This window comes from Shewanella sp. 4_MG-2023, assembly GCF_030548015.1.
GTDB lineage: Bacteria > Pseudomonadota > Gammaproteobacteria > Enterobacterales > Shewanellaceae > Shewanella.
This window is the reverse complement of sequence record NZ_JAUORL010000027.1, coordinates 41,457-61,346: the sequence shown is the minus strand read 5'-3', so window position 1 is coordinate 61,346 and position 19,890 is coordinate 41,457. Positions and strand designations below refer to the sequence as shown.

Below are 19,890 nucleotides of genomic sequence, written 5' to 3'. Positions count from 1 at the left end.
TTGGAGCGACATATCAGGTTCGAACTGATGACCTATACCTTGGCAAGGTATCGCTCTACCAACTGAGCTAATGTCGCATAACTTAATGCTTTATCAAAACATTTGGCAAGGTATCGTTTGAACCAGAGCCAACTGAGCTAATGTCGCACATAAATTTTAATTTGAAAATTGGAGCGACATATCAGGTTCGAACTGATGACCTATACCTTGGCAAGGTATCGCTCTACCAACTGAGCTAATGTCGCATTTTGGTGTTTCAACTTTCAAACTTCAACCTCTTGCAGTAATAACTCTTACTGTAAAAAGTTGAGGCCGCATTATATGTAATATTCACTACACTGCAACCCTTATTTCAAAAAAAAAGTCTGATCGGTTAAATTTTAAATACTTCGCGGCGATAAAACTGCAATTCTTCGATAGATTCTTTGATATCTTCTAAAGCTTGGTGGGTATTCTTCTTAGTCAGCCCATCCATCACTTCCGGTTTCCAGCGCTTGGTAAGCTCTTTAATCGTACTGACATCAATATTGCGATAATGGAAGAACTCTTCCAGCTCCAACATGTACTTGTTCAAAAAGCGGCGATCTTGGCCAATGGTATTGCCACACATAGGTGACGCACCTTTTGGCACATACTGCTCTAAAAAGGCAATCGTCTGTCTAATGGCATCTTCTTCAGTGTATGAACTCGCCTTTACGCGATCAATTAAACCTGATTGTCCATGGTGAGTTTGATTCCATTCATCCATACCGGCTAACACTTCATCTGATTGATGAATCGCAACCACAGGGCCTTGGGCTAATACGTTTAACTCTTGATCTGTCACAATAGTGGCAATTTCAATTACACGATCGACGCTAGGTTCTAGACCCGTCATTTCTAAATCAACCCAAATTAGATTGCTTGAGTTTACAGCCATAATATCTGCCTTATTCTGTCAAAAGCCCATAATTCAGGCTTTTTTATTAAAGAGGGTGTATCATACTGTTTTTTTAAGCGACACAAAAACACCAAATTAATGAAGATTAGCCTGTGAGTAAAAAGAAACCACTTAGCCAAGGTCAAAAGCGCAGAATGCGCGACAATCAGAGTAAGCGCCTAAAACGCAAAGACACACAAGATTCTGCTAACGAGTTACAGGATAGTCTACTAGGGCCTGAACAGCAGGGTATTGTTATTTCACGTTTCGGTCAGCATGCTGATATTGAAACCGAAGATGGCACTGTCGCCCGTTGTAATATTCGCCGTAATATCACTAGCCTTGTAACCGGTGATAAAGTGCTAGTGCGCCTTGCCAATGAAACCGATCGTGGTATTGGGGGCATTGTTGAAGCGGTTCATCCACGGATTTCGTCGCTAACTCGTCCAGATTTATATGATGGCGTAAAAATCATTGCTGCCAATATTGATCAAATTTTGATTGTATCGTCGATTTTACCCAGCTTTACCACCCAAATTATTGACCGCTACTTGGTTGCCGCTGAAGACACCGATATTCCACCAGTCATCATTCTTAATAAAATGGATTTATTAACCGATGACAATCGTGAAGAAGTCGAAGTGGCATTAGAGCGTTACCGCCAGATTGGTTACCCCGTCTATATGGTCAGTAGCCATACTGGTGAAGGTGTTGATCAAATAAAAGCCTTACTTGCTGATAAAATTAGCGTATTTGCAGGGCAATCAGGTGTAGGTAAATCATCGCTGATTAATGCACTGATGCCTGATGCAGAGCTAGCAATTGGCGATGTATCCAATAACTCAGGCCTAGGTCAGCACACTACAACGACGGCAAAGTTACTTCACTTTCAAAGTGGCGGCGACTTAATTGACTCTCCAGGTGTACGAGAGTTTGCGCTATGGCACTTACCTGCCCCGCGCGTAGGCTGGTGCTTTATTGAATTTAGAGATTACATCGGTACCTGTAAGTTTAGAGACTGCAAACATGGTGATGATCCAGGTTGCGCCTTGCAAGCGGCGCTAGCTGATGGGAAAATAACCCAAGATAGATTTAGTAATTACCAGCGCATTATTGCCAGCCTAGATGAACAGCGACATGCTCGCCACTTCCGCGCCGCTGACGAGTAACGTCGCTGACGTACAAATATTAACTGTTATATTATAACAACCTCAACAACTCAAAAGGGTATTCAATTGGACTCTGTTAAAATTGCTTTGCAATACATCTTACCTAAACACTTACTTTCACGTCTTGTGGGTAAACTTGCTGCCGCTGAAGCTGGCGCAATCACCACTGCAGGTATTCGATGGTTCATCAAGCAGTATAAAATAGATATGTCTGAAGCGGCTCAAAGTGAACCTGAAGCCTATAAAACATTTAATGCCTTTTTTACCCGCGCATTAAAACCGGGTCTTCGCCCAATTGTTGAAGATGCGAAAACAGTCGCTCACCCTGTTGATGGCGCAGTAAGTCAATGTGGTCCAGTACAAGCTGGCAAAATTGTCCAAGCAAAAGGCCATGACTACACCACCTTAGCCCTGTTAGGCGGTCAGATTAAAGATGCTGAACGTTTTAATGATGGCGAGTTTGCAACGATTTATTTAGCACCCAAAGATTATCACCGAATTCACATGCCAATCACTGGCACCTTGTCGAAAATGACTTATATTCCTGGTGATTTGTTTTCGGTTAACCCGTTAACTGCGCAAAATGTACCAGGGCTATTTGCCCGTAACGAACGTGTTGTCGCTATTTTTGAAACTGAAGTAGGCCCACTTGCCATGGTATTAGTTGGCGCAACGATTGTGGCAAGTATTGAAACTGTTTGGGCAGGCACAGTGACCCCGCCTTGTGGTAAGCAAGTCTTCACATGGGATTACCCAACTGAAGGTCCTGAAGCACTGACGTTAGAAAAAGGCGCCGAAATGGGCCGCTTTAAGTTAGGCTCTACCGTAGTAATGTTATTTGCTCAAGACGCTATTGAAAGCTTTGCCGAAGGCGTTGAGCCAACGCAAACCACACGCATGGGTCAAGCCTTCGCCCATATAAAGTAATCGTTATTGCCCACAACATGGTTAGTTGAACGAGTATGATGCCAACAGGCGCTTTCAAAGGATCGAATCCAAACTCAGGGTTAATTCAATTGCATATCGCAGTACTGCTATTTGGCGGTACTGCACTATTTTCTAAAATTATCCCCCTCAATGCGCTAGACATCACAGTACTGCGTTGTGTTATCGCCTTTTTTGCACTTGGCTGTATCGTCAAATTAAGCAAGAAAAAGCTACAATTACAGCAATTCAAACATTACTTAGTCGCCCTAGGCCTCGGTATTCTTGTTAGCTTGCATTGGGTGACCTATTTCGCCTCAATGCAACTGTCATCAGTTGCCATTGGCATGATTGCTTTTTTCACCTACCCCGTCATGACTGTGCTTATAGAGCCGCTAGTCAATAACACACGGCTTAAATTAGTGGATGTTATTTCAGGTTTAGTGGTATTAATCGGAGTGATGTTACTTATTCCCGAGGCCAACCTCGAAAATGATGTCACCTTAGGCATTGCTACAGGTATTTTATCTGCTGCGTTATTCACTGGCCGCAATTTGCTCCATAAACGCTACTTCAGTGGTTATAGCGGCCCTCAGGCTATGTTTTATCAAACATTCGTAGCTGTAGTCGTGTTAAGCCCGTGGTTAGAAGTGGAATTAGATACTATCAAGGCTGAAATGTGGACAACAATTGTCATTTTAGGGGTATTTTTTACCGCTGCCCCCCACGCCTTATTTGCCTCAGCGCTGCGTCAATTAAGCGCTAAAACTGTCGGACTCGTCTCATGTCTGCAGCCCTTTTATGGCACGGTATTAGCCTTGCTATTGTTAAATGAGCAAGTCAATGTCACTACCACTGTGGGAGGGTTGATTATCTTAGCCACCGCAATTTTCGAAACTCAGCAAAATCATAAAAAAAATAAAGCGTAAACTCAGGTTTTTGTTACCATTGTATTAGTCCCTCTTAAGTAATCATCCAACTATGATACGTATTGCGGTTTTATTGTTCTGTATTATTTCTTTTACTGCCTCTGCAACCTCTCCGCTGCAGTTAGACAAGCGCTTGGGCTTTGCTAAAAATACCAATACAATCGCGGTTGTGGACATTCCAACTCAAATAGACAATGTCCAGCAAAGTATCACAAGGCTGCGTAATGAAGCCCAAAGCTATGATGATCTTGAGTCGACAAGTGCTGGCACAATCAACAGCATTACTGCAAAAATCAATCAGCCCGCAGCGCCAATCATCATCAATGACGATGTTGATATTAGCCAACAAGCCTCAATGGCTTACTACCATTTATCAGAGCAAAAACAATCCGAAAATGATTTAAGCTTGCAGTTAGTTGAGCTTAATAAAAGACAAACAGCCTTACCCACGTTAATACGCCAAGCCAAAGAAGCCTTAAATCAGCATAAGCGTGCCCGACAAGCGCCTTTGGATACCCCTTTAGGCAAGCTGCAAAGCTTACAAGCTGAGTTACTTGAGCAACATATCGCAACCTTATCTTCTGAGCTCTCCAGTGGTCCTAAACAAAAACAAATCGTGCAACTGCAATTACAGCTTTTGCGCTTAGAGCATGCCCAGCAAGAGCGATTAATTGAGCAGTTAAACCAAAAAAACAATCAATATCGCCAACAAAAAGCCGCCAATACCATTGCCAACAACCTGATTGATGAGCAACAACTTGCCGATGAAGCCTCGCAAGAGATAAGCGCACAAAATCAGCAGTATGCTGACGAATTAATCCGTATAAATAATGCCATTTCAGACACCATCGAGTTGCAAGAAAAAGCAGAGAAACAATACCAATCCCATGCGCTACAGCTGGCTAATGTTGAGGAGCAAATCACCTGGGTAGAAACTAACTCTGCATTTGGCGACCGTTTTTTACAGATGCTGCAGTCCTTACCTAAGCCGACAAACCAAGATAAATTACTGGCATCCGTTGCTGACTCACGCCTAAAGCGTTATCAGGCTGAGCAACAAAAAGCGTTAAATAAGCAACAATTGAGCAATCAGAAGTATCTTAATAATACCCAAGTAAAATTACTTACCTCTCAGCAAAGCCTAATCGAACAAGTAGTACAAAGCTATGATGTATACCTCAATGAGCAAGCTAAACTGCGCAATAGTTATGAGCAGCTAACACAGATTTATCTTGATCTTAAAAACACCCTCAATGAACATTTATTTTGGGTTCCCAATGCGGCGGCAATATCCGGTTTGTGGCTTATTGACTTAAAGAATGCCACCGTATGGATGATGCAAACCCAACAAGGGCAACTGCTTAAACAAGCGTGGGCAGAGCAAAATATATATTGGGCTTGGTGGGTGATCACCTTGATATTGTGCTTAATGGCCCAGGATTTATTGACGCCTAAATTTAATAGAACCATTGAACATTATGGTCAATATGTGGGTAACGTAACCCAAGATAAATTCAAATACACCGCTAAAACCTTAGCGCTAAGTTTATGTTATTCGCTAGTAAAACCATTACCGGTACTACTTGCTGGATGGATTTTATTTGCCTCAGAACTGAACTTGGTGCATGCAATTGGGGTTGGCGTGTTATCTGTGGGTGGCAGCTACTTGGTGTACCGAGTCTTTGCATTACTTGCCTGTGATAATGGCATTTTAGTCTGTCACTTTAGAAGACCTGAAACCTTAATTAGGCGCCTTCAAGAAAAAACCCTGCGCTTTATTGTCTTAAGCTGGCCATTAATTGGCATTATCGGTTTTACTGAAGCCCTTGATAGCTCGCTTATTCGTAACAGTATTGGTCGTTTGGCATTTTTCTTATTCACCATCTCGCTATTGATGCTATATAAAGATTTATATGCCTTTATTAATGATTTTCGTGCCAACGCCAATGATGGCAAGAACATGAAATTACTCCATAAAGTCATTTGGGCATTTTTAATCACAGTGCCTTGCGCCAGCATTGTTTTCGCCCTAATAGGTTACTATTTTAGTGCCTTTCAAGTATTACTGCAGCTGCAATTAGCCTTATTGCTAGGCTTAGGCTTTTTATTGTTGTACCAACTACTAAAGCGTTGGATGCTAATCGAGCGCCGTTTAATTGCCTTTGATCGCGCTAAAACCAAACGAGCAGAAAGACTGGCGCAACGTGAGCGTGGCGAACTAAATAATACCCCCGATGTCTCTGAAAACTATGAAGAGCCCAAAGTCGACCTGGAAACTATCTCGAGTCAGTCGCTGGGGTTAGTACGTTCGCTACTGATTTTAGCCTTTTTTGCTAGTTTACTTGGGCTTATTTCTCAAACCCATACTGCACTGTTTTCTTTCCTTGATGGCATTACCTTATGGAGCACCCATTCGGTAGTTAACGGTATAGAGCAGCAAATTCCGATCACCTTAAAGTCAATTCTGTTTGCCTTTATCACCGTTGGCTTTTCCGCCATGATTGCTAAAAATCTGCCGGGTTTACTAGAGCTGACCATTTTACAACGATTAGAGCTATCGCCAGGTACAGGGTTTGCTATCACCACCGTAAGTAGTTACGTGGTGGTATTTCTTGGCATGTTAATCGGGTTTTCCACCGTCGGGGTTGAATGGTCGAAATTACAATGGCTTGTTGCAGCGCTATCGGTGGGCCTTGGTTTTGGCTTACAAGAAATTTTTGCTAACTTTATTTCTGGTTTGATTATCTTATTTGAAAAACCGATTCGAATAGGCGATACGGTGACCATTCGCGACTTAACCGGCACCGTCAGCAAAATTGAAATTCGAGCCACAACCATTGTCGATTGGGACAGAAAAGAGATTATTGTCCCCAATAAAGCCTTTATTACAGAACAACTGGTCAACTGGTCGTTATCTGATCCTATTACCCGAGTTATCGTTTATGTGTCAGTGCAGCGTGATGCAGATCCATCAAAAGTTGAAGCCTTACTCCATCAAGCAGTAAGAGAATGTGACTTATCATTGACCTTCCCTGAGCCTGAAGTCTGGTTTGCAGGTTTTGGCCAGCACACCCAAGATTATGAAGTCAGATCCTATGCTAAAGACATGAACGATCGTTGGCCCTTAAGGCATAACCTTCACAAACGTATTTGTAAAAAACTAAAAGAAAACCAAGTTGAATTGGCGTACCCACAAATGGAAATCCATATCAATAATGGTCAGAGTCGTGAATTTAATAAAATTATCAAAGGTTAAATAAATGCTGATTTTTGCTCACCGCGGTGCGAGTGGTTATGAAGTAGAAAACACCCTTGCGGCAATGGAAAAAGCACTGGCGTTAAAGGTTAGTGCCATTGAACTTGATGTTTATAATGTGGAAGGGCAACTGATTGTATTTCATGATCGCCGCCTAGAAACCAAAACCTCAGGACAAGGGTTAGTGCATCTAAGTAGCTTAGACACTATCAATAATGTGACTATCAAGCAGCATAAACTACCGACGCTATGGCAAGTCATGGGCCTGATTAAAGGTCGCTGTATTGTCAATATTGAGCTTAAAGGCTATCACACCGCCGCGCCTCTTATTGCTTGCTATAACGACATGATTGAGCAGCTTGGCTTTAGCCCAGATCAGCTACTGATCTCATCATTTAATCAGCCTTACTTACTCGAGGTTAAACAACATCTCCCCCATGCTAGAGTGGCACCCATTTTAGCGGGCGTGCCGCTAAACTATGCTGAATCAGTATCAGCCCTTGATGCCTATTCTATCCATGTTGATATACATTTTGTCACCCATAAAATGGTCAATGATGCCCATCAACGCGGCGCTAAAATTTATGTCTACACCGTCGATAATGCCGAAGACATTCAAGCTTTGAACGCCATTGGCGTAGATGGCATATTCAGTAACTATCCCGATAAAGCCGCCGCTGTAATCCAGCAATTAAATCAACAAGACACTGATTCTCAAGCAACTGACCACCATTTATGCTTTGGCTAAATACCCCCTAAAGCAACAGGCAAGTGACACCGTTAAACTTGCCTGTTTCGTTGCGCCCAAGCGCCAACAGCAAAAAATGCCACCAGTAGCAGTAACAGCATCCATTGTGAAGGCATTGATTTAAGTTGCCTCGCTAACCACGGGCTAACGCTGACAATCCCTAAGCCGTAACCAAAAGCATTCACCAGTACAAATACCCAAGTTCGGACAAAAAAGCCCTGACCCGATAACGCCTTGCGTAATAGCCGATTAATATCGGTGGCAAACACCACAATACAACAGGCCACTAACGCAGTGGCAATTTCACTCATCCACGGATGAAGCATTGCGCCAAGCTGGGCAATAAATGCTATTATTTGATCCATTAACTTCCTCAATTTAATCGACTTACAGGGATTTTATGGCACACAAGTTATTATTGTTAACCCAAGATAACGACAGGTTTCGTCAATTATTAGCGGCTCACCACCTTAAGGATCTGACAATTCTAGGCGATGAGCCTAGTAGTATTACTGAGGCTGATATCTGGTTTGCAGAGCCACATCTTGCGGCGCCATTACTTAACTTAGGTCGCAACTTAACTTGGATGCAATCCACTTTTGCTGGTGTTGATCGCCTTACAGGTTCTAGACAACGACGGGATTACGTCCTAACCAATATCAAAGGGATTTTTGGCCCTTTGATGAGTGAATATTTATTTGGTTATTTACTTGCCCACCAGCGAGAGCATGCAAAATATAAACAACAGCAGCAACATAAGCAATGGATCCCTGGTAGCTACAGAACCTTACAAGGCCAAGGCTTACTGTTACTCGGTACCGGCTCGATTGCCCAGCATATTGCTAAAACGGCGAAGCATTTCGGCATGACGGTTACCGGCCTGAGTCGTAGCGGCGAGCCAAAGGCGCATTTTGACCATGTTGATACTATTGAGCACTTAGCTAACTATTTGCCTAGTGCACACACCATCGCCAGTACGCTACCTAGCACCTTAGAAACTGAGAATCTATTAAGCAAAACCATGCTGGCATTACTACCTGATGAATGTGTGCTGTTCAACCTTGGCCGCGGAAATGTGCTCGATTTAGATGCCTTAGCTGCGCAATTACTCAATAAGCCACAACAAAACGCAATCCTTGATGTCTTTAATCAAGAGCCATTGCCCGCAGACCACCCTATTTGGCATTGCCCTAATGCCATTATCACCCCCCATATTGCCGCCCCAAGCTTTCCTGAACAAGTGGTAGAAGTGTTCGTTGAAAACTTCCATTTATGGACAACACAGCAACCTTTAAAGCATCTGGTCGATTTTTTTAAGGGCTATTAATCTTTATTATTAACCGCCAGCATAATGCCTAACAATTAAGTCATACTGTAATTTAAATCTCATGGATGAGCTGATATTGAATAAAAGTAACCCCCTCTGGAGTCTATATCCTCCCGACTTGAAAACCCTAAGACCTCTTCCTTTTAATCCAATTGATAACGCCGATATTGGCATTAAACTCCCATTGCAGCAGTAATTGTGAGCAAGTTAGCAATTTTTAATAACTAATATTCTTGGCACCAATTAAGAAATTGATAAAAAAGTTATTAGCAATGAGAACGGTTTTCATTTAGAATTGCATTATAGTCAACGAGCGAGCATTTCTTAGCCTTATGAATTGTCTAAGTTAAGATATGAATCAGATTAATTGAAGAGGCTTTATGTACGTTTGTCTTTGTCACGGAATTACTGATACCCAAATTAAAGAAGCGGTAAGCAAACATGGCGATAGCTCTTTAGCTGACGTTAAAAAACGCTTAGGTGTTGCTGATCAATGTGGTAAATGTGCACGTATGGCGAGCAACATTATTCAGGCTCAAGTTGACGTAGAACCTAAATTTTACGAAGTGGCGTAAGCTGTTGCTAAAAAGCAAGGCTAACTCAAGCCTTAAGTTCATCCTCAGGTTAAAATCAAATTCTCATAAAAAATGCTGCCCATTGGCAGCATTTTTTATGTCTTTCTTTTATGGCTATTCTGCTGCGCGATTAATCGCTTGATGGCTCAATGTCAGCATCCGTTTGCGCACCGAGCTCGATATCAACACTATCGACCCGTTGTAAACCACGAGGTAGTTTCGCGCCTCTACGGCCTCTCTCACCACGATAATGCTCAAGATCAGATGGTTTTAAAGTTAGCTTACGTTTACCAGCCCACAGGGTAACTGACGCCTCTTGTGGAATAACATCAAGATGGATCAATAGCTCTTCTCTGCTCTTAGCGCGATCCGTTGGGATACCAATGATCTTGTTACCCTTACCTTTCGATAACTGCGGCAAGGCATCAACATCAAAGATAAGCATTCGGCCTTCATTGGTTATCGCCATAATTGACTGAGGCACGCCTTTTTTAACCAATTTAGGCACTAAGGACTGCGCATTCGCAGGCAGGCTTAATAATGCTTTACCAGCCTTATTACGACTCACCATATCTGCATAAGAGCCGATAAAACCGTAACCGGCATCACTGGCTAATAAATAGCATTGTGAATCAACGCCCATCAACACATGGCGCATTACCGCCCCTGGCGCTAAATTAAAGCGTGTCGTGATTGGTTCACCCTGACTTCTAGCAGAAGGTAGCGTATGTGTATCGGTTGCAAACGCCCGCCCTGTCGAGTCGATAAACACTGATGGCTGATTACTCTTACCGCTGGCACTACATAAGAAGCTATCACCGGCTTTATAATTTAACCCTTCGCCATCAATATCATGACCTTTCGCGCAGCGTACCCAACCTTTGTCAGATAACACTACGGTCACTGACTCTGCTGGGGTCAACTCTTGCTCAGTTAAGGCTTTTGATTCAATACGCTCAATGATAGGCGAGCGGCGATCATCGCCATAGGTTTCACCATCTTGTATGAGCTCTTTTTTAACTAAGGTTTTTAAGCGGCGCTCAGAACCCAAAATAAGTTGCAGCTTATCGCGCTCTGCAGCTAACTCTTCTTGCTCACCTTTAATTTTAAATTCTTCAAGCTTGGCCAAATGACGTAACTTAAGCTCTAAAATCGCTTCGGCTTGCTTATCTGATAAATCAAACCGTGACATTAACTCTTTTTTCGGCTCATCATTGAAGCGAATGATCTCGATGACTTCATCAATATTTAAGAAGGCAATCATCAAAGCATCAAGAATATGCAGCCTTGCAAGTACCTTATCAAGACGGTATTGCAAACGACGGGTCACGGTTGAGATGCGGTAACTGAGCCACTCAGTTAGCATCTCTTTCAGGCCTTTAACCCTTGGGCGACCATCAAGGCCGAGCACATTTAAGTTAACTCGAAAGCTCTTTTCTAAATCCGTAGTGGCAAACAAATGCGCCATTAACTGATCGCAATCAACACGATTTGAGCGAGGCACAATGATTAATCGTACTGGGTTTTCGTGATCAGATTCATCACGTAAATCTGCCACCATCGGCAACTTTTTAGCCTGCATTTGGTTAGCAATTTGCTCTAAAATCTTGCCGCTACCAGCTTGATGTGGCAAACAAGTAATGACAATTTCGCCGCTATCAATCTCGTAAACCGCGCGCATTTTAATCGAGCCACGACCTGTTTCATAAATCTTGGCAATGTCTTTACTTGGGGTAATAATTTCAGCTTGGGTCGGATAATCTGGCCCTGGTACCAGCTCCATTAGGCGCTCAAGTTCCGCTTTAGGATTATCCAATAACTCCACACACGCAGACACTAATTCACGCACATTGTGTGGTGGGATATCGGTTGCCATACCCACGGCAATACCGGTAATACCGTTTAATAAAATATGCGGTAAGCGTGCAGGCAATGATTTCGGCTCTTTTAAAGTTCCGTCAAAGTTAACGCCCCATTCAACCGTGCCTTGGCCTAATTCAGATAAAAGCACTTCTGAAAATTTTGATAAGGTCGCTTCGGTATAACGCATGGCTGCGAATGACTTAGGGTCGTCTGGCGCCCCCCAGTTACCTTGACCTTTGACTAAGGGGTAACGATAGGAAAATGGCTGCGCCATTAATACCATAGCTTCATAACACGCACTGTCACCATGGGGATGGTATTTACCTAATACGTCACCCACGGTTCTAGCAGACTTTTTAGGCTTAGATTGAGCTGATAATCCAAGCTCGCTCATAGCGTAAATAATACGACGTTGAACAGGCTTTAAACCATCGCCAATATGTGGCAAAGCACGATCCATGATTACGTACATTGAATAGTTTAAATAAGCCTCTTCTGTAAAACGGCGTAGGGGCATTTGCTCTACACCATCAAGGCTTAATTCAATCGCATCACTCATTAGTTAATATTCCTGTGATTATTCTGGCGCTTTATAAAACAAGCGATATACATTGCCTTTTAGGTCATCAGAGATGAACACTGCACCATCGGGTGCATTTATCAGGTCATAAGGTCTAGCAACGGGAAACTCACCGTCTAAAAAGCTGACGACTCTTTCGCGCTTGATAATTTGGTCATCTTCAAGGGCTAACATCACCACCTGATAACCAATTTTACTTGAGCGATTCCACGAGCCATTTTCAGCAACAAATAATTGATGATGGTAACGCTCAGGAAAATTATCACCTTGATAAAAAAGTAGGCTGGTTGGTTTTACATGCGCTGGTAATTCAAATTCTGGTGTTGAAACATTGAGGTTGTCTGGTTTCTTAAAAGAAGGCTCAACAACATTGGTTCCATGAATATAGGGAAAACCAAAATGGCTACCCTTTACGTCTATGCGGTTTATTTCATCGGCTGGCATGGTATCACCCATCCAATTTCGGCCTTGATCAGCAAACCATAATTTAGCGCTGCTCGGCGACCAGTCAAAACCAATAACCCGCCTTAATCCTGATGCCACTTGTTCGGTGTCACCCGTCTTAATATCAATGGCTAACATGCTGCTAAATGGCGCTTCTGCTTCACACACATTACACGGAGAACCAATAGAGATATACAGTCGGCCATCGGGTCCAAACTTCATCCCACGAGCATGTTTGCGCTCAACACTTGGCAGCCCTGAGTACACCTCTTTGGGTCTACCAGGACGCCTAAGGCGGTCTTCAATATCTTGATAACGTAAAATACGGTCTTGATCAGCGACATACAAATCACCGTCATGAAACGCGATAGCTTCTGGGTACTCTAAGCCTTTACCAATTAGGTAGCGTTTGTTTACCTGACCATCGTTATCAGAGTCGACTAAAGCATAAATGGTGCCGCTCTTTTTTGAGCCGACAAACAAGGTGCCGTTAGTGCCCATTGCCATTTGTTTGGCATCACCTAAATCTGAGGCATACAGTGTCAGCCCAAATCCTTTAGTCACAGTAATCATCATGGTGTCGGCTGCAAAAGCTTTAACCACAGTCATTTGTGTTAAAGCAAGCACGGACAACGCCTTTAACGCTGTCTTCGCTTGCTTAAAGTCCATTTTAAATTTTATGTTCGACATCTTAGTAATTTTTGCCTTCATTGTTGTTATAAGCAATTGCTATCAGCAATCGTTATGGGCAATTGTTATGGGCATAAAACTGAGTAAATTACAGCTGAGCTAGATCACCTTTAGACTCTAACCAGATTTTACGATCTGGCGAGCGCTTTTTCGCAAGTAACATATCCATGAGTGCGACTGTGTCTTCATTATCATCAATGGTTAATTGCACCAAACGGCGGGTATTAGGATCCATTGTGGTTTCTCGCAGTTGCAATGGGTTCATCTCACCTAGACCTTTGAAACGAGTGACTTGCACTTTGCCTTTTTTCTTTTCTGCCACAATTCGGTCTAATATACCGTTTTTTTCATCTTCATCTAAAGCATAAAAAACTTCTTTGCCTAAATCGATACGAAACAGCGGTGGCATTGCAATATACACATGGCCTTTCTCGACCAACACACGATAATGCTTCATAAATAAAGCACATAATAGGGTCGCAATATGCAGACCGTCGGAGTCGGCATCAGCAAGAATACAAATTTTGCCGTAGCGTAACTCTGAAATATCAGCACTGTCTGGATCGCAGCCTATAGCGACTGAGATATCATGTACTTCTTGCGAGGCTAATACCTGTGACGCGTCCACTTCCCAGGTATTTAAAATCTTACCTCTAAGGGGCATAATCGCTTGAAACTCACGATCGCGCGCCTGTTTAGCACTACCACCCGCAGAGTCACCCTCCACTAGAAATAGCTCACCGCGCATTGGGTCTTGGCCACTACAATCAGTTAATTTACCCGGTAAAGCCGGCCCTGAAGTAACTTTTTTACGGGCTACTTTTTTAGCCGCTTTTAAGCGTTTTTGAGCATTGTTAATACAAAGTTCAGCTAATTGTTCAGCTTGCTCGGTATTAGAGTTAAGCCATAGCGAGAAAGCATCACGAACAATACCAGAAACAAAGGCAGAGCTTTGACGGCTTGAAAGCTTCTCTTTAGTTTGACCGGAAAATTGTGGGTCCTGCATTTTGATAGATAAAATAAATGAGGCTTTATCCCAAATATCTTCAGGTGAGAGCTTAATGCCTCGAGGCACCAGATTACGAAACTCGCAGAACTCGCGCATCGACTCCAATAAGCCTTGTCTGAAACCATTAACGTGAGTCCCGCCAAGTGGCGTAGGGATCAAGTTAACGTAACTTTCATACAAACTATCTCCACCTTCAGGTAGCCAAGTAATGGCCCACTCTGCCGCGTCCATTTTACCGGTAAAACTACCAATGAATGGCTCTTCAGGTAACAAGACCGAATCTTTTACCGCTTCTTTTAAGTAATCAGTTAAGCCACTTTCGTAAAACCACTCATGTACTTCACCGTTTTGCTTATTGCTAAACTTAATCCGTAAACCAGGGCAAAGCACAGCTTTAGCCCGCAATAAATAAAGTAGCTTAGTAAGCGAGAAGTTACCTGAGTCAAAATAACTGGCATCTGGCCAAAAATGAACTCGGGTACCGGTATTACGACGACCACAGGTGCCGGTAACACGTAAGTCTTCGACCTTGTCACCATTTTCAAATGCCATATCATACACTTGAGCATCACGACGAACGGTAATTTCAACCCGAGTCGATAAGGCATTCACCACCGAAATACCTACCCCGTGCAAACCACCAGAGAATTGGTAATTTTTATTCGAGAACTTACCACCGGCGTGCAATTTAGTGAGGATCAATTCAACCCCAGGAATACCTTCTTCAGGGTGAATATCCACAGGCATACCACGGCCATCATCAGTCACTTCCAATGAATTATCGGCGTGCAATACTACTTCAATTTTTGAGGCGTGACCGGCGAGCGCTTCATCGACACTGTTGTCGATAACTTCTTGACCTAAATGATTCGGCCTGGTGGTGTCGGTGTACATACCAGGACGGCGTTTAACAGGGTCGAGTCCATTAAGAACCTCGATAGCGTCAGAAGTATATTGATTGCTCATAGTCCACACATTTGGTCAATTATTGGCCCAATATTACAGGCCGAAAAGAAAACTTGTTATTTAATTTGTAAAAAATCACATATCTTATCTAGCTGATTTTTGTAGCCAATAAAACTGTGGTCACCGTTGGCCTCTAAATGAAGCTGACAACAATGATATTTCGATAATGCTTGACGATAATCTAACACTTCATCGCCAGTTTGCAAAAAAACTAAAAATCTATCTGGGCGACGAATGACTTCAGTATTATATTCAGCAACATCAAGTTTATGTTGCGGTAATACTTGGTAATGTTCATCGGTATAGGGGTTATATTGCGGCCCTAAAAACCCATCAAACAATTCAAAGGGTTTTACTGCAGGGTTTATCAACACTGCTTTACCGCCATATTGTTCAGCTAAATAGCTAGCAAAGTACCCACCTAAAGACGATCCAATGTAGGTTAACGGTTCACCTTCGGCTTTCGCTTGTTCCACAATACCACATAACAAGGTCATCGCCGCTTTAGGTGATGAAGGAAGTTGAGGTTGGTGAAAAGGGTAATCCGGAAAACGTTGTTTTATATAGTCAGCCGTTTCCTTGGCTTTATCTGAAAGAGGTGAACTATTAAATCCATGTATATAGAGCAGCATATTTCCTCTCGCTAAGGTGATATTGAAATTCCAACAGCAGAATGAATATCAAGTTAACCAATAACGAAAAAACGTCTAATAACCGCTCGCATCATTATCTGGAGAGAAGTTTTCGCCAGGCACCCGATAAACATTAGTATGAATGCTACCATTGCTAGCTAGCTCCAGCAAACGATAGCCGGGTTGAAGTCCATCTAGGGCAAAATAAGAAGATTTTGGCTTAAATTGTATACAAGTTGACGGGGTCGCCATTAAGTGAATAGCACCATTGGCGCCTTGATATTCACTATCAATAGCTTGATGCACATGGCCCCATAGCGCGGCTTTCACTTGAGGGTATTCCCCCATGCGCTGTAAAAAGTTATCGCCATTAATCATGCAATGCTGATCAAGCCAGCTGCACTGCACTAAAATCGGATTATGGTGCATAACCAGTAACACGTGTTTCTCAGGATCAGCTTTGATAGCAGCATCAATCAATTTAAATTGATCTTCAGCCATAAAGCCACCCGGTTTACCACGCACAGTAGAGTCCAGCATCAATATTTGCCAGTTACCAATGATAATGCGCTGCTGACCAAACAATTGTTTGCCCTGCATATGCAAGCTCATCAAGCGTGGGTCATCATGATTACCCGGTAAATAATGACAAGGCATATCGAGTTTTGTAACTGCATTTGAAAAATGCTGGTATGACTGAGGAGAGTAGTCTTGGCTGATATCGCCAGAGGCCAACATGATGTCAGCTTGCTGATCTGATGCTAAAAAAGTGTCTAGTACCGCCTGAAAACTGGCAGCCGTATTCACCCCTAAAAGCTGCGCTTCTGGATCGGCAAATAGATGAGGATCAGTGACTTGAATCAGCCTGACGACATCCGTTTCAGCGATGGGGTAACTCACTGGCTCTTTTAGCACTAATTAATCCTAGACATAAATTAATTCAATGTAGCAGAACTATGTCGAACATAGATGCTGGGGACGGCATCCAATCTTAAGTAGCTCTTCCAAAAATGCATTAACTTGATATTTCTCATCCGTTTGATGCATATGTACATTTGGATAATCATACACTGCTTTTAATCGATAAATCTGTTGACTAGTTAACACTTCTGCTAATTGAGCATCATGATAGACTCGCACACATGCTTTAGGTGTGGCAAGGAAATCTCCCAAAGGAAAATGCCGCTTTATTTCAATTAGTTGTGTATATTTAGTATTTTCAATAATCGTGATATCTAATAGCCCAAATTGGTCTTTAACAGTCCAAGGCTCATTAATTTCACCATCTTCAGGTAACCATTTCAAAATCAGCGCATAATTACGGCCGCACAATGCTAAAAAAGCACTCACGTTTGGCTGGTACTTATTTTTGGTTACTTGCTGACTCAATTCAAACCTCTTTAATTAGCTTTACATTACGCTTAAATATTGATGATAAGCCGCTTAGCCAGTGTGCTGATTGAACGGCTTTGAGGTCACTTTATCTAAGTTTAATGCCAACCATTGTAGACCAATCACGGTAGAGGCATTATCAATACGACCATTGTTGACCATGTCCATGGCGACATCAAAATCGACCACATGCACTTTTATATCTTCATGCTCATATTCAAGGCCGTGTATGCCTTGGGCTTTACTGGCATCAACTTTAGCCCAGTAAAAATAAAATCGTTCAGATGAACCACCTGGTGTCGCCAGAAAGCTATTAACGAAATGCATTTCAGTGGCACTAAGCCCTGTCTCTTCCATTAACTCTCGATGGGCAACCTCTTCGGCCACCTCGTCAGCGGCGATCATACCTGCAACCAATTCAAGTAGCCAAACAGAATTGGTGGTCCCTATTGCAGGTAAGCGTATTTGCTCGATAAGGACGACTTGGTGAGTGACTGGATCATAGGGCAGTACCACAACCGCATTACCCCTTTCAAATACTTCACGAGAGACAACCTCACTCCAACCACCGTCAAAAAGTTTATGCTTAAATTGATATTCATCCACTTGAAAAAAGCCTTTAAAAACGGTTTTAGTATCAATGATTTCAACATCTGTTTCAGCGTTAAACTGTGCAAGTATTTCATTATTTTTCATATTTTTTTCTTACAATTTGTAAGCCCTTTAAAATATTTCATACACTATTATACGGTGGTTATATTTAAGCAGGGGATTTTAATAAAGTCTGTTACAACTTGAAAGTTGATATTTGCCTTAGAAATGATAACCTTTTTCACGATATACAGCAGAGTCTGTTGATCTTTCATGGTTATTTTTGCAACAACAGCTAAAATCTATCTAGGTAATTGAGCAATAAATGTAACATTGGCATTTTTCATACCAATTAATGCATTATCCGTAGCAATAAATGCTACTGAAACACTGTAAAATTTAAGCTAGAAAGATGAACAGATCCTCGCTGCATAGCGACAACTCAGGATTTTAAGCAAGTGCGATAGTACTAAATGATGCTTACTTAATAATGAGTACCGTAAACACCAAAATTATTTTTCCTCCATTGATGGAGATATTGTCTAAAAGGGCAGCAAATGAAATTTAAAATTAGTTCAATATACGCAGCGCTAACATTAGCAGTTGCTGCACCTGCGGCAAATGCTGACGATTTACTGCAAATTTATCAACAAGCACTTACCAGTGACACCGTAGTACTGCAAGCACAAGCTCAGCGCGATGCATTATACGAAAGCATTGAAGAAAACCGTGCGCCTTTACTGCCGACTATTAGTGCCAACGTGGGTTACTCAAAGGCATGGAATAAAGAAGATGGTAAGGACACCAACAAGCCAGATGGCTTTACTGGTGGTATCAGCTTAAACCAAGTTATTTATGATCACAGCGCTTGGGTCGGTTTAGATTTAGCTGAAATGGCAGCATCACAAGCTGACTCAGCTTATGCATCAACGTTACAATCATTAATTATCCGTGTAACTGATGCATACTTTGCTGTATTAACCGCAAAAGATAACTTTGAGTTCCAAGGTGCTGAAAAACGTGCGATTGAGCGTCAATTGGAGCAAACTAAGCAACGTTTTGCAGTAGGTCTTACCGCGATTACCGACGTTCATGAAGCTCAAGCGCAATATGATTTAGCCTCAGCCACTGAGATTTTGGCCGAAAATACCTTAGCAAACAGTTACGAAGCATTACGTGAAATCACAGGTATAGATCACAAGTCAATTAACATTCTAGATACGACCCGCTTTTCTGCTGGCGCAACCTCGCCAACAACCTCAGCTGAATGGTTAAAAATTGCAGAAACCAACAGTATTGATTTAATGACCCAACGTATTGGCCGTGATATTGCCAGTGAAACCATTAGCCTTTTTAAAGCTGGCCATATGCCATCATTAAACTTGGGCGCTGGTTACACTAAAGGCTTTGATCAAAACCCAGGTCTTGATTACGACAATGCCAACATTGGCATTACCTTAAGCGTACCGATTTTTGAAGGCTTTAAAGTTTCGTCACAAGTAAAGCAAGCTCAATATCAATATGTTGAAGCCAGTGAACTGCTTGAGCAAACTCACCGTAGTGTGGTTAAAAATGTACGCAATAACTTTAACAATGTCGGAGCGTCAATCAGCTCTATCCGCGCTTACGAGCAATCTGTTATATCTTCTGAAAGTGCTTTAAAAGCCACTCAAGCAGGTTTTGAAGTGGGCACGCGTACCATTGTTGATGTATTAAACCGTACTCGTGATTTATACGATTCAAAGCGTCAACTGTCTGATGCTCGTTACGGCTATATCACTTCAATCCTTGCTCTTAAACAAGCAGCCGGTACTTTAAACGAAGACGATATCATCTCAATTAACAATGGCCTTATTTCAGAATAACCTTTGTTACT

At 42.3% G+C, this 19,890-nt stretch carries 17 protein-coding genes and 2 tRNA genes; 8 read left to right on the top strand and 11 right to left on the bottom strand.

All coding sequences use genetic code 11. From position 1 onward, the window contains the following. Nucleotide 1: 1 nt before the first annotated feature. The 3 genes from Q4546_RS14700 to orn all read right to left on the bottom strand — a co-directional run bounded on the left by Q4546_RS14700 (nt 2) and on the right by orn (nt 919). Nucleotides 2–77 (bottom strand) — tRNA-Gly (locus Q4546_RS14700). 92 nt (nt 78–169) lie between these two features. Next, nucleotides 170–245: transfer RNA gene (locus tag Q4546_RS14695), tRNA-Gly, on the bottom strand. 128 nt (nt 246–373) lie between these two features. After that, the gene (gene orn, locus Q4546_RS14690) at nt 374–919 is read right to left on the bottom strand and encodes an oligoribonuclease (RefSeq protein ID WP_102439938.1); all 546 of its coding nucleotides are present in this window, start codon (nt 917–919) and stop codon (nt 374–376) included. Between the two features lie 113 nt (nt 920–1,032). Between orn and rsgA the strand changes: the two genes are divergently transcribed. The 5 genes from rsgA (at nt 1,033) to Q4546_RS14665 (ending at nt 7,945) form a co-directional block, all read left to right on the top strand. After that, the gene (gene rsgA, locus Q4546_RS14685) at nt 1,033–2,088 is read left to right on the top strand and encodes a small ribosomal subunit biogenesis GTPase RsgA (RefSeq protein WP_102439939.1); all 1,056 of its coding nucleotides are present in this window, start codon (nt 1,033–1,035) and stop codon (nt 2,086–2,088) included. A 66-nt stretch (nt 2,089–2,154) separates the two neighbouring features. Continuing rightward, nucleotides 2,155–3,015 carry an archaetidylserine decarboxylase gene (asd, locus tag Q4546_RS14680; RefSeq protein ID WP_303446488.1) on the top strand — a complete coding sequence of 287 codons (861 nt, stop codon included), beginning with the start codon at nt 2,155–2,157 and terminating at the stop codon, nt 3,013–3,015. A 35-nt stretch (nt 3,016–3,050) separates the two neighbouring features. Beyond that, a complete protein-coding gene (locus Q4546_RS14675; protein WP_241903573.1) occupies nt 3,051–3,941 on the top strand; it encodes a DMT family transporter in 891 nt (296 codons plus the stop codon). Between the two features lie 52 nt (nt 3,942–3,993). Beyond that, nucleotides 3,994–7,197, top strand: a complete 3,204-nt coding sequence (locus Q4546_RS14670) for a mechanosensitive ion channel domain-containing protein (RefSeq protein ID WP_102475906.1) — start codon at nt 3,994–3,996, stop codon at nt 7,195–7,197. A 4-nt stretch (nt 7,198–7,201) separates the two neighbouring features. Beyond that, nucleotides 7,202–7,945 carry a glycerophosphodiester phosphodiesterase gene (locus Q4546_RS14665; RefSeq protein WP_102439942.1) on the top strand — a complete coding sequence of 248 codons (744 nt, stop codon included), beginning with the start codon at nt 7,202–7,204 and terminating at the stop codon, nt 7,943–7,945. A gap of 32 nt (nt 7,946–7,977) precedes the next feature. Here the strand turns inward: Q4546_RS14665 and Q4546_RS14660 are convergent, their stop codons facing one another. Then, nucleotides 7,978–8,310, bottom strand: coding sequence for a DUF3392 domain-containing protein (locus Q4546_RS14660; RefSeq protein WP_102439943.1), 333 nt, complete (start codon nt 8,308–8,310; stop codon nt 7,978–7,980). Nucleotides 8,311–8,345: 35 nt separating this feature from the next. On the opposite strand from Q4546_RS14660, the gene Q4546_RS14655 reads away from it, so the two are divergent. Both Q4546_RS14655 and Q4546_RS14650 read left to right on the top strand, forming a co-directional pair. Next, nucleotides 8,346–9,272 (top strand): D-2-hydroxyacid dehydrogenase, encoded by a 927-nt coding sequence (locus tag Q4546_RS14655; RefSeq protein ID WP_303446487.1) that lies wholly within the window; start codon nt 8,346–8,348, stop codon nt 9,270–9,272. A 380-nt stretch (nt 9,273–9,652) separates the two neighbouring features. After that, nucleotides 9,653–9,847 carry a bacterioferritin-associated ferredoxin gene (locus Q4546_RS14650; RefSeq protein ID WP_076539068.1) on the top strand — a complete coding sequence of 65 codons (195 nt, stop codon included), beginning with the start codon at nt 9,653–9,655 and terminating at the stop codon, nt 9,845–9,847. Nucleotides 9,848–9,977: 130 nt separating this feature from the next. Here Q4546_RS14650 and parC read toward each other — a convergent pair whose 3' ends face one another. From parC to nudF, 7 genes are all read right to left on the bottom strand, one after another. Then, a complete protein-coding gene (parC, locus tag Q4546_RS14645) occupies nt 9,978–12,269 on the bottom strand; it encodes a DNA topoisomerase IV subunit A (RefSeq protein ID WP_102439945.1) in 2,292 nt (763 codons plus the stop codon). 18 nt (nt 12,270–12,287) lie between these two features. Further along, a complete protein-coding gene (locus Q4546_RS14640; protein ID WP_241901088.1) occupies nt 12,288–13,343 on the bottom strand; it encodes a sorbosone dehydrogenase family protein in 1,056 nt (351 codons plus the stop codon). 169 nt (nt 13,344–13,512) lie between these two features. Next, nucleotides 13,513–15,399, bottom strand: coding sequence for a DNA topoisomerase IV subunit B (parE, locus tag Q4546_RS14635; RefSeq protein ID WP_102439947.1), 1,887 nt, complete (start codon nt 15,397–15,399; stop codon nt 13,513–13,515). 56 nt (nt 15,400–15,455) lie between these two features. Further along, nucleotides 15,456–16,031 carry a YqiA/YcfP family alpha/beta fold hydrolase gene (locus tag Q4546_RS14630; RefSeq protein WP_102439948.1) on the bottom strand — a complete coding sequence of 192 codons (576 nt, stop codon included), beginning with the start codon at nt 16,029–16,031 and terminating at the stop codon, nt 15,456–15,458. A 75-nt stretch (nt 16,032–16,106) separates the two neighbouring features. Beyond that, entirely contained in the window at nt 16,107–16,946 is an 840-nt protein-coding gene (gene cpdA, locus Q4546_RS14625) for a 3',5'-cyclic-AMP phosphodiesterase (protein WP_076539079.1), read from the bottom strand. A gap of 39 nt (nt 16,947–16,985) precedes the next feature. Continuing rightward, nucleotides 16,986–17,420 carry a DUF1249 domain-containing protein gene (locus Q4546_RS14620; RefSeq protein ID WP_303446486.1) on the bottom strand — a complete coding sequence of 145 codons (435 nt, stop codon included), beginning with the start codon at nt 17,418–17,420 and terminating at the stop codon, nt 16,986–16,988. A 54-nt stretch (nt 17,421–17,474) separates the two neighbouring features. Then, nucleotides 17,475–18,119: an ADP-ribose diphosphatase gene (gene nudF, locus Q4546_RS14615; RefSeq protein WP_303446485.1), complete on the bottom strand. Its 645-nt coding sequence runs from the start codon at nt 18,117–18,119 to the stop codon at nt 17,475–17,477. A 452-nt stretch (nt 18,120–18,571) separates the two neighbouring features. Here nudF and tolC point away from each other — a divergent pair, with 452 nt between their 5' ends. Then, complete coding sequence (gene tolC, locus Q4546_RS14610; RefSeq protein WP_303446484.1) at nt 18,572–19,879, top strand: outer membrane channel protein TolC; 1,308 nt, start codon at nt 18,572–18,574, stop codon at nt 19,877–19,879. The last annotated feature ends 11 nt before the right edge of the window (nt 19,880–19,890 follow it).

Bases quoted from the DNA above. Each gene is read 5' to 3' on its own strand.
- orn (WP_102439938.1), bottom strand. From the start codon at position 919: ATGGCTGTAAACTCAAGCAATCTAATTTGGGTTGATTTAGAAATGACG.
- Q4546_RS14675 (WP_241903573.1), top strand. From the start codon at position 3,051: ATGATGCCAACAGGCGCTTTCAAAGGATCGAATCCAAACTCAGGGTTA.
- Q4546_RS14670 (WP_102475906.1), top strand. From the start codon at position 3,994: ATGATACGTATTGCGGTTTTATTGTTCTGTATTATTTCTTTTACTGCC.
- Q4546_RS14665 (WP_102439942.1), top strand. From the start codon at position 7,202: ATGCTGATTTTTGCTCACCGCGGTGCGAGTGGTTATGAAGTAGAAAAC.
- Q4546_RS14660 (WP_102439943.1), bottom strand. From the start codon at position 8,310: ATGGATCAAATAATAGCATTTATTGCCCAGCTTGGCGCAATGCTTCAT.
- Q4546_RS14655 (WP_303446487.1), top strand. From the start codon at position 8,346: ATGGCACACAAGTTATTATTGTTAACCCAAGATAACGACAGGTTTCGT.
- Q4546_RS14650 (WP_076539068.1), top strand. From the start codon at position 9,653: ATGTACGTTTGTCTTTGTCACGGAATTACTGATACCCAAATTAAAGAA.
- parC (WP_102439945.1), bottom strand. From the start codon at position 12,269: ATGAGTGATGCGATTGAATTAAGCCTTGATGGTGTAGAGCAAATGCCC.
- Q4546_RS14640 (WP_241901088.1), bottom strand. From the start codon at position 13,343: ATGACTGTGGTTAAAGCTTTTGCAGCCGACACCATGATGATTACTGTG.
- parE (WP_102439947.1), bottom strand. From the start codon at position 15,399: ATGAGCAATCAATATACTTCTGACGCTATCGAGGTTCTTAATGGACTC.
- Q4546_RS14630 (WP_102439948.1), bottom strand. From the start codon at position 16,031: ATGCTGCTCTATATACATGGATTTAATAGTTCACCTCTTTCAGATAAA.
- nudF (WP_303446485.1), bottom strand. From the start codon at position 18,119: ATGAAAAATAATGAAATACTTGCACAGTTTAACGCTGAAACAGATGTT.
- tolC (WP_303446484.1), top strand. From the start codon at position 18,572: ATGAAATTTAAAATTAGTTCAATATACGCAGCGCTAACATTAGCAGTT.